At 39.7% G+C, this 209-nt stretch carries 1 rRNA gene; it reads right to left on the reverse strand.

Annotation, left to right across the window (positions count from 1 at the left end):
* Positions 1 to 102 (reverse strand): 23S ribosomal RNA (locus tag AC0C45_RS30350); the annotation flags it as partial.
* Positions 103 to 209 lie beyond the last annotated feature (107 nt).

Raw genomic sequence — 209 nt, forward strand, 5'->3', positions numbered from 1 at the left:
TCAAAGCTCACTTACAGCTCCCCGAAGCATATCGGTGTTAGTCCCGTCCTTCATCGGCTCCTAGTGCCAAGGCATTCACCGTGCGCCCTTTCTAACTTAACCATTAGCGAATAAATGGTACAACATATTGTTGTGTTATTTATTGGTTTGATTAAAGAAAAGTTTCACTTTTCCTCAGCAATTACTGTTATCTAGTTTTCAAAGAACAA

The sequence above is a fragment of the Priestia sp. VA7 genome (assembly GCF_055710015.1).